At 67.7% G+C, this 6,859-nt stretch carries 2 protein-coding genes; one reads left to right on the top strand and one right to left on the bottom strand.

Annotated elements, in window-relative coordinates; genetic code table 11:
- The coding region (locus tag FHW85_RS22060) for a PilC/PilY family type IV pilus protein (protein ID WP_168649670.1) at positions 1 to 3,272 on the bottom strand (3,272 nt) is incomplete at its 3' end.
- 446 nt (positions 3,273 to 3,718) lie between these two features.
- Between FHW85_RS22060 and rapA the strand changes: the two genes are divergently transcribed.
- Positions 3,719 to 6,559, top strand: a complete 2,841-nt coding sequence (gene rapA, locus FHW85_RS22055; RefSeq protein ID WP_167258820.1) for an RNA polymerase-associated protein RapA — start codon at positions 3,719 to 3,721, stop codon at positions 6,557 to 6,559.
- Positions 6,560 to 6,859: the final 300 nt, after the last annotated feature.

Below are 6,859 nucleotides of genomic sequence, written 5' to 3'. Positions count from 1 at the left end.
ACGTCGTCGACCTGGTCGTCGTTGTAGTCGCCCAGCACCGGCGAGGACAGGCCATGGCTGGCCGCGCCGCCGCTGTTGGCATCCGGCGTCTTCAGTTCGCGGATCAGCTTGCCGGTCTGCGCATCCAGCACGAACAGCGAGCTGTAGGTGTTGGAGGCCGCCGCTGGCGAGGTGCAGTTGGCGCCGGTGAACGGGGCCTTGGTGCAATCCGGGAAATAACCGCCCGGCACCAGCACCACCCACTTGCCGTTGTTGAGGCGGCCGATGTTGGGCTGGCCGTAGGTGTAGCCGAGATTGGCGGGGTTGCCGCCCGGGTTGCTGATCGAACCGTCGCTCCACGCGGCCTGCGCCGGCGCATCGGCGTTGAATTCCCACAGCACCTTGCCCGCCGCCATCGCCGTCAGGTCGGTGATGTCCAGCGCATACACGCCGCGGCCGCCCAGGCGCAGCCCGCCCACCAGCAGGGTGTGCCAGCCGGCCGAGGTCGACACCGGCGTGGTGGTGGCGGCGCCGAAGTACACGTCGCGCGTTACCGGAATACCGTCGGCGGTCGGCATGAACTTGAAACCGTCCTTCACCGTCAGGTTGCCCAGGTTCGGGTAGACCGCGCGCGGCACGTAGGCGAACACCTCCGTGCCCGCCGTGGCGGTCTTGACCACGTTGCCGCTGGAGTCCGTGGTCATCGAGGCGTCGAACGCATGCAGCATGCCGTCGTTGGCGCCCACGTACACCACCGGCTTGCGGCTGAGGTTGTTCTGCACGAACGCCTCGTAGGTGTGGCAGGTCAGCGGCGTCTGCGTCGCGCAGTTCGCCGCATCGCCCGCCACCGCCGTCTGCTCCGGCGAACCGGCCGGCCAGCTGTTGCGGTAGCCGCTCGACGGGTAGCTCACGTACACCGCCTGCGAGCCGATGATCGCGCCCAGCAGATGGTTGCGGGTGCGGAACGTGGTGGTTTCCTTGCTGCGCACGCCGCGCAGGTAATCGAGGCGGGCCTGGCCGGTGTCGTTCGTGGCATCCATGCTCGCGGGCGAGCTGCTGAGCAGCGCCTGGCCCGCGCTGTCCAGGGCGCTGAAAGCCTTGAACGCGATGCCCCCCTTGAAGCTTCCATCGCTCTTGCGCATAGACGTCAGGATATGGCGCTTCGCCGGATCCATCTTGTCCAGCAGCGCACCCGCATCCCACGCCATCGCCGCGATCTCGCCGCGCGGCGTCACCGCCACCGCCTGCAGACTGCCGTGCCAGTCCGCCGAGCTGTAGCCGAGATTGAAACCTAGCGCGCCCGAGACCAGCACCGCCGAATTCACCGCACCGATCGTCGCCGGCACCGCACGCGTGTTGATGCCGGTGAGGATGGTGCCGAGCTGATCCACCAGCAGTTGCGGATTGGCCGCGCTGAAGTAGGCGCCGCGGCCATTGACCGCCGCGTGCCAGGTGTCATCGACGGCAGCCGGCTTGTCGCTCTCGGGCTTGGTCCAGCCCGTGGCGCCGGTGGCGTTGGTGCTGCCGCGGCGCAAGGCGCACAGATCGTTGGCGGTGGCGACCCTGCAGTTGGCGTCATCCGAGAAGTTCAGTTTTCCCGCGATGCCCAGCGTCACCATGTACTGCACCACGTGCGGCCAGTTGGCGGGATCGTTCTTCGGATGGAAGTACTGCTCCGCCTCTTTCGAACTCGCCCCCGCCACCACGCCGGTGCTCTTGTCAGGCATGTAGGGCCGCACCTGCCTGCCCGCGGCCGGATCGTAAAGATCCGGACGCAGATTCGTGGCCCAGTAATGAAAAGCGATATTCGCCAGCGACGAAGTGAGCTTGGTGCCCTGCACATCCCAGAACACGCGCGACTCCGCCGCCACGGCGGAATACTTCGTGCCGTCGGGCAGGGTGTGGGAGCTCTGGCTGTCCTTGAATGACGTCGGCAGGGGCAACCGATCGTCGCTGTTCCAATAGCCGTCGGTCACCATCATGTGGAAGTTCTGCCGGCAGGTGAGTTCCAGGCCGTCCGCGCCGCCTTTCGCCGGCGGCTCCCAGTACGGATCGTGCAGATCGCCCGTCGCGCCGGTGTTGCCCTTGCCGCGTTCAAAGAACTTGCCCGCCCGGATGGTCGATGAACGCAAGGGCGTGGCGCCCTTGGGCAAGGTCTCGAAGATCCAGTTGAAGAAGGCCGAGCGATAGCAGTTCGGCGGCGTCCTTACCGTGCCCGCCTGCAGGCCCAGCTTGTTCGGATCGGCATTGGCGGCAACGCAGGCCGGCGCGTTGGCGTCCATCAGCGTACTGATGATGGCGCTGTCCTGCAGGCGGAAGGTGTCGTCGGTATAGAGGTTCTGCCAGGCCACGCGGAACCCGCTGCCATAGCCACCGCCGGTGGTGGGCGCACCGAGCTTGGCGAACACGCGCGACATCACCGTGCGCGTCATCAGCATGCGCGTGCGGTAGTAGGCATACCAGTTGGCGAAGTTCTTCCATTCGTTGACGGTGACGCCGCCGATGGTGACGTTCTGGTTGCGCACCGCGACGGCTTCCCAGTTGGCGGCGTAATAGAGATTGAACAAGCCAGCCGCGGTCGGATTGCCGTAGGTATCCACGGCGATGGCCGGCGCGGACGATTTGTAGCGGTAGTAGTAAGGGCCGCCGATGGGATAGGCCTTGCCGTCGGGTCCGGTGGTTTTACCGTCCATGGGCGAGGACTGGCTCTTTGCGCACACCCAGCGATAGTCGTAGGACGGCCTTCCACCGCCCGAGCCATACACGCCGGTCAGATCGGTCGCGCCCCGGCTCTCTTCCGGGCGCGATCGCGTGGTCGGGCTATACGGGTTATTGCGATAGGCGCCGGCGGCATCCAGCGTCGCCGGGCTGCGCGGGCGATGGATCGCCATGCCATCCACCGGCACGCGTTTCAGGTCGCCGGCCGGATCGGCATCGGGGAACGCCGTGCCATCCGCCCTCAGCGGCGGCAGGTACAGCACGTTCGGGTTGTAATACACGCCATTCATGGTGCGCGAGCGGATGTCCGCCGCGCTGGTGATGCGAGGGTCGATCACACCGGCGCACTGCCAGGGGCCGGACCATCCCGCATCGTCATAGGGCCGATAGTCGCCCATGAAATTCCATTGCATCGAACCCGAATTGTCGAACGTCACCGCGATATTCGGCGCCACGCCCTGGGTCAGGTTCGGCGGCGTGGGACTGAGCTCCGTCACCGCCACCGGCGGAGCGGCCTGCATGGCGATCATCGACAGCGGACAACCGCTCGCCAGCAGGAGAGCGAGACAACGCATCGCGGCCGTGCGACGGATCGGAAAGGCTGGGCGAATAGGCATGACGGTACGCGCCGGCGCGCGTGCTCCGGCTCCATGGCTCATGTGATGAAAATTCAGCGGGCGGCGTTGAACGGCTTCCGGCGGCGAAAGCGCATCAACCTGGTCGGCGATCGATGCATGCAATGGCATGCACGGGCATGCTCCCCTGGAAACACCGGACCACTCTGTGCGCGACGGATGCCCGGCGCCAAGCAAAGTCCGACGAACGGCCGCATCCTTCCGACGAGCGTGAAACGCTGCTTTCAGAACAGTACGAGCCTCGGTTCGGTGGGCACCGATGGCTACCACCGGGTGCGCAAACCCTCGGTCCAGCGGCATCCGCCGCGGTCTGCGCCCTTTTCCCTAGGCATCCGCTCCCTGTGAGCGGATAATCACGGGCCCAATTCGCCAAGAAAGCACCGCAGATGTTCGTACCCGGCCAACGTTGGATCTCCACCGCCGAACCCGAGCTGGGCCTCGGCACGGTGCTACGGGTGGAGGGGCGCGGGGTGCAGGTGCTGTTCGCCAAGGCCGGTGTGCTGCGGCCCTATGCGGTGGATTCGGCGCCGCTGGTGCGCGCGGAATTCCGCGCCGGGCAGCGCGTTTCCGGCAAGGGCATCGCCTTCCTGGTCGAGCGGGTGGAGATCAAGGAAGACCTGCTGATCTACCGCGGCGAAGGCCGCGAACTGCACGAAGGCCAGCTCGACGACGAGCAGAGCGTGAGCCAGGCCGACGACCGCCTGATCGGCGGCCGCACCGACCCGGTGGCGCGCTTCGACCTGCGCCTGGAAGGCCTGCAGCGCCGCGCCGCGGCCCGCCGCTCCGCCGCCTGGGGCCTGGGCGCCGCACGCATCGGCCTGGTGCCGCACCAGCTGCGCGTGGCCGGCATCGCCGCCTCGCGCCGCCCTCCGCGCGTGCTGCTGGCCGACGAAGTGGGCCTGGGCAAGACCATCGAGGCCGGCATGATCCTGGCCCGCCAGCTGGCCACCGGCCGCGCCCAGCGCGTGCTGGTGCTGCTGCCGGACACGCTCGTTTACCAGTGGTTCGTGGAACTGCTGCGCCGCTTCAACCTCAGCTTCGCCATCTACGACGAGGAACGCTGCGAGTCGCTGGACCTGAATGGCGACGGCGCCAACCCGTTCGAAGACGAGCAGCTGGTGATCGCCGACTTCAGCTTCCTCGAGCACAACTCCAAGCGCGCCGAGCAGCTGCTCGCGGCGCCATGGGACCTGCTGGTGGTCGACGAAGCGCACCACCTGGCCTGGACCCCCGAGGCCGCCAGCCCGCGCTATGCGCTGGTGGAGCGCCTGGCCGCGGCCACGCCCGGCGTGATCCTGCTCACCGCCACGCCCGAACAGCTCGGCCGCAGCGGCCACTTCGCCCGCCTGCGCCTGCTCGACCCGCAGCGCTACCGCGACCTGGCCAGCTACCTGGCCGAAGCCGACAGCTTCCAGGACCTGTCGCACATCGCCGACCGCCTGCTCGATGGCGAGGCGCTGGACGACGCCCAGCTGGCCCGCCTGCGCGAAGCCTTCGCCGGCGACGACACCCTGCTCGCTCACCTGGCCGACACCACCAAGCCCGCGCATGCGCGCGAGCTGATCGCCGCGCTGATCGACCGCCACGGCACCGGCCGCGCCATGTTCCGCAATCGCCGCGCCGGCATCGGCGGCTTCCCGCAGCGCGTGCCGGTGTGGCATCTGCTGGACGCCGGCCTGCTCAGCGAAGAGGGCCGCCAGGCCCTGCTGGCCGAATTCCATGCCGATATCCAGCAGCCCTCGCCGCCGCAGGAGCCGGATTACTCGGCCGATCCGCGCGTCGACGCGCTGGTGGCTTTGCTCGACGCGCATCCGCAGGACAAGTTCCTGCTGATCTGCCGCAGCCAGGCCAAGGTGCTGGCGCTGGAAGAAGCACTGCGCACCAAGAGCGGCGTCGGCGTCGCGCGTTTCCACGAAGGCCTCGGCATCGTGCAGCGCGACCGCAACGCCGCTTATTTCGCGCAGCCGGATGGTGCGCGCCTGCTGATCTGTTCCGAGATCGGCTCCGAAGGCCGCAACTTCCAGTTCGCCCACCGCCTGGTGCTGTGGGACCTGCCGCTGGACCCGGACCTGCTGGAACAGCGCATCGGCCGCCTGGACCGCATCGGCCAGAAGCACGACATCAGCATCCATATCCTGGCCGTGGCCGACAGCGCCCAGCACGTACTGGCGCGCTGGTACGACGAAGGCGTCGACGCCTTCCGCCTCAGCCCCGCCGACGGCCGCGAACTGCTGCGCCGCTACGGCGAACCGCTGGCGCGCCTGGCCGACGAACACGCGCGCGGCGACGACAACCGCGACCAGGAACTGGACGTGCTGCTGGCCGAGACGCGCGCCAGCCACGAGGAAATGGCCGCGCTGATCCGCGACGGCCGCGATCACCTGCTGGAACTGGCGGCGAGCCGCGACCTGCATGCCGACGAATTGCAGCAGGCCTTCACGCGCGAGGAGCACGATCCCGGCCGCGACGAATTCATCCAGCGCCTGCTGGAGCAGTTCGGCATCCATGCCGAGGAACTCGGCGGCAAGGTCTTGCTGCTCGACCCGCAGTACCTCTCCACCGACGCCCTGCCCGGCTTCAGCGAAGGCCCCGTGGCGGTGACGTTCGCGCGCGAAGTCGCCCTGGCACGCGAGGATCTGCCGCTGCTGCGGCTGGATCATCCGATGGCGGCCGGCGCGCTGGATCTGGTGCTCACCGGCGAGGAAGGCAATGCCGCCTTCCTCGTCGACGATGCGCTGCCGCCGCGCACGGCGTTGTTGCAGGCGGTGTATCTGCTCGAGTGCGTGGCCGACCGCAAGCTGGACGCGGAGCGCTTTTTGCCGGCCTTGCCGGTGCAGGTCACCGTCGATACGCGCCTGGCCGAACGTGCCGGTTTCCAGCCGAGCGAGCTGGCCTTGCGCAAGGCGGCGGACCGCAATATCGAGGTGCCGCGGTATCGCAAGTTTCTTGCGAAGCTGGTGCCGCCGATGCTGGAGAAGGCGGAGGAGCTCGCCGCCGAGCGCGCGAAGGGTGATGTGGCTGCCGCTGTCGCGGCGGCGACGGAGGCGCTCGATGCCGAGCTTTCGCGGTTGTTGGCGCTGCGCGCGGTGAATCCTGCGATCAGCGAGGCTGAGGTTGCCGCTGTGGCGGGGGAGCGCACGGCACTGCTGGAGGCGTTGCCGCAGGCGCGGTTGCGGCTGGATGCTGTGCGCTTTGTGGTCAGCCCGGATTTTCTCGCGCTGCGTTGATGGCTCGTCATCCCGGCGTAGGCCGGGATCCTTTTGCGGGATCGCCTGGTTTTTGCGTTACCGCGATCTGGCCGCTTATGCAGCGGGCATTTCGGACGCCTGCCGGCGCCCGAGTCACTTTCTCTTTGCTGGCCCAAAGAGAAAGTAACCAAAGAGAAATAGCCTAAGAGCCACTGCTCGCGACGCGACTAGAAGGAGCAGTGGACGGCTGCGGTAGCCTGATTAACCTGGGTCTACACGAAACGGCAGTGCGTTTACGTAACGGCTTCTTCAACGTGCCGTGGCCGAGAGGACGTTCAA

It is taken from the genome of Dyella sp. SG609 (assembly GCF_012275375.1).
GTDB lineage: Bacteria > Pseudomonadota > Gammaproteobacteria > Xanthomonadales > Rhodanobacteraceae > Dyella_D > Dyella_D marensis.
Note: the sequence above shows the minus strand (reverse complement) of the source record. Positions and strands in the feature narration are given on the sequence as shown.